This window comes from Fulvivirga kasyanovii, assembly GCF_009711405.1.
Lineage (GTDB): Bacteria > Bacteroidota > Bacteroidia > Cytophagales > Cyclobacteriaceae > Fulvivirga > Fulvivirga kasyanovii.
This window is the reverse complement of sequence record NZ_SMLW01000224.1, coordinates 1-2491: the sequence shown is the minus strand read 5'-3', so window position 1 is coordinate 2491 and position 2491 is coordinate 1. Positions and strand designations below refer to the sequence as shown.

Here is a 2491-nt window from a genome sequence, read left to right as displayed (position 1 = left end):
TGGAAGTACAGGGGGCTAATCTGGTACTGGAGAAGCCGCTGAACGGCCAGAATATTAAGAAAGTTGCAGGTTTATTGGCAGAAGAGGTGGCGGAAGTTGATCTAAGCAAGGTTTATAAATTTGCCTGCGGAGATCAGGAGCTGCTGATAACCTATGTAAATACATTCATAGATAACCATGAAAAAGATCTCCTTTTGCTGAAAGCCGAAGTGGATAAAGCAGATGCTAGGACCATTAAAAATTATGCTCATAAGATGTTGTCCTCCGTATCATATTATGACCAGGATGAACTAAATCAATTACTGCAAAAGCTGGAGCTTTATGCCTCCGACATGAGTAAAAAGCAACTGAATGAACATTTTCTGCAGATAGAGCACTACTCCCATAAATTGCTCAATGGCATCAGGAAACAAGTGATCGCGTAAGTGGCCGTGGTTATGCTTCCAGTTCGTATTTCCTGATTTTGTTATACAGAGTAGAGCGGTCAATCTTCAAAATTCTGGCGGCTTTTGATTTATTGAACTTTACATCTTTCAGAGTCTGCGCTATAAGAGCCTTTTCGCTTTGTATGGCCAGCGTTTTTAGGTCTTTCGGCTGACTATGCTCTTTTTCGGAAGACAACAGGCCTTCTGCAGCAGTTAGCTCAGGCAGGTTGTCAGAACTCAAGTACTCCTCTGTTTCGAGTAACACGGATCTCCTCACCATATTTTTCAGTTCACGTATATTTCCGGGCCAGTCGTAGTTCAGGAATACCTCCATTACTTCATCTGAAAAACCTTTTACATTGCGGTTGAGTTCGTGGTTGGCCCTTTCTAGAAAATACTGGGCGTAAACCTCTATGTCCTGCTTTCGTTGCCTTAGTGGTGGTATGTTAATTTGAAATTCGTTGATACGGTGAAATAAATCCTCCCTGAAATTGCTGTCGGAAGATGCTACAGGGCTCAGGTTTTCATTGGTTGCCGTAATTAGCCTTACATCTACATCAAAATCTTTGGTGCCGCCTACCTTTCGTACTTTTCTTTCCTGTAGTACACGGAGCAGCTTCACCTGTACCTCATAAGAAAGGTTACCTATCTCGTCCAGGAACAAGGTGCCACCATTAGCAAGTTTAAACTGTCCATCTTTATCGTTTATTGCCCCTGTAAAGGCTCCCTTTACATGTCCGAATAGTTCACTGGCCGCAAGGTTTTCTGACAACGCACCGCAATCTATAGATACGAATGGCTTGTCTTTCCGCTTGCTTTTCTGGTGTATCAGGCGAGCGATATATTCTTTGCCCGTACCACTTTCTCCAAGTATCAGAACAGACATGTCAGTTTCGGCCACCAGCCCTACATGCTGAATTATTCTTTGAAAATCAGGACTTTGGCCATGTACAAATTCAAAGCTTGATGTAGCTGGAACAGGAGGGGCTTCATCAGCCGATTTTTTGATCAAAGCTTTATTGATGATGGCCAATAACTCATCCGGGTTAATCGGCTTGGCAATGTATTCAAACGCTCCAAGTTTAATGGCTTTGACGGCACTTTTGATATGGGCGTAGTTCGTCATAATAATAACGCTGCAGTCATGGTCCTTCCGCTTTATTTCTTTGAGTAGGTCAAGCCCGTCGAGATCTGGCATTTTTAGGTCCGAAAGTATGATGTCAAAAGATTTTTCATTAAGCTTTCTTAAGGCCATCATGCCATTTGAGGCATTGTCGCATTCGAAACTGTTCTTTACCAGAAACCCCTTTAGCATGGTTGCAAAGGAGGCATCATCTTCAACTATTAAAATCCTCGCCATTACTTAGTTCTTGCTTTGTTAATGCTTTAACGGTTTGTTAGGGCAAATGTGATCTATAAGCTAACAAAAATAAAGGCCCACTTGTTAAAGCGGGCCTTTCCGGAGTTAAAGAAGTGCTATTGGCTGTTGAAAAGACTAATCCATCCTTTAGTCCTCAATTAGCGCACCCTCTTTATTGTAAACTTTTATTTGCTTTTGCTTTTGTTCATTGGCAAAGTGTACCTCATATTCCACCTTGCTTTCATCTTCCGAGTAGGTAATCTTATAAACTTTGGCGATGTTCCACTTGGCAAACTCGCCATTCATGATAGCATCCTTTATAGATGCAGGAAGTTCAGAAGGGGTTATTTCGGTCTTTTTAGGGTCTATCTTTAAAATAACCTCATCTGCTGATTTTACTTCTGTAGGAGTTGCCTGGGTTGATACAATGGCGGCGAAAGTGAGTGCAAATGCAGCTATAAATATTTTAGTCAGTTTCATCATTTTATTCGTTTTGGTTAAAAATTCATTTACCTGGAAAGGATACAGAATTGTGCCAAATCACATTTTTGTAATTAAGTTGCTGATATTCAGAAGTTTATTTATGAATATAGATTGAGAAGTAAAATTGACTGTTGTATTTTTCTACAAATTGATGTGTACCTGTGGAGGCCGGCCTGATGGCGATGCAGAAACCAAATTTTTTTCTAAGGCCATTTCGCTTAAA

Annotated in this window: 3 protein-coding genes; 1 reads left to right on the top strand and 2 read right to left on the bottom strand. The window is 40.9% G+C overall.

The genetic code is table 11. From position 1 onward, the window contains the following. Window positions 1–425, top strand: a 425-nt coding sequence (locus E1163_RS30280; protein WP_185155909.1) for a hypothetical protein, incomplete at its 5' end; no start/stop codon positions are given. A gap of 10 nt (window positions 426–435) precedes the next feature. On the opposite strand, the gene E1163_RS01055 is transcribed toward E1163_RS30280, so the two are convergent. Beyond that, window positions 436–1785, bottom strand: coding sequence for a sigma-54-dependent transcriptional regulator (locus tag E1163_RS01055; RefSeq protein ID WP_155168673.1), 1350 nt, complete (start codon window positions 1783–1785; stop codon window positions 436–438). 147 nt (window positions 1786–1932) lie between these two features. Then, window positions 1933–2268 carry a hypothetical protein gene (locus E1163_RS01050; protein WP_155168672.1) on the bottom strand — a complete coding sequence of 112 codons (336 nt, stop codon included), beginning with the start codon at window positions 2266–2268 and terminating at the stop codon, window positions 1933–1935. Window positions 2269–2491: the final 223 nt, after the last annotated feature.

Bases quoted from the DNA above. Each gene is read 5' to 3' on its own strand.
- E1163_RS01055 (WP_155168673.1), bottom strand. From the start codon at position 1,785: ATGGCGAGGATTTTAATAGTTGAAGATGATGCCTCCTTTGCAACCATG.
- E1163_RS01050 (WP_155168672.1), bottom strand. From the start codon at position 2,268: ATGATGAAACTGACTAAAATATTTATAGCTGCATTTGCACTCACTTTC.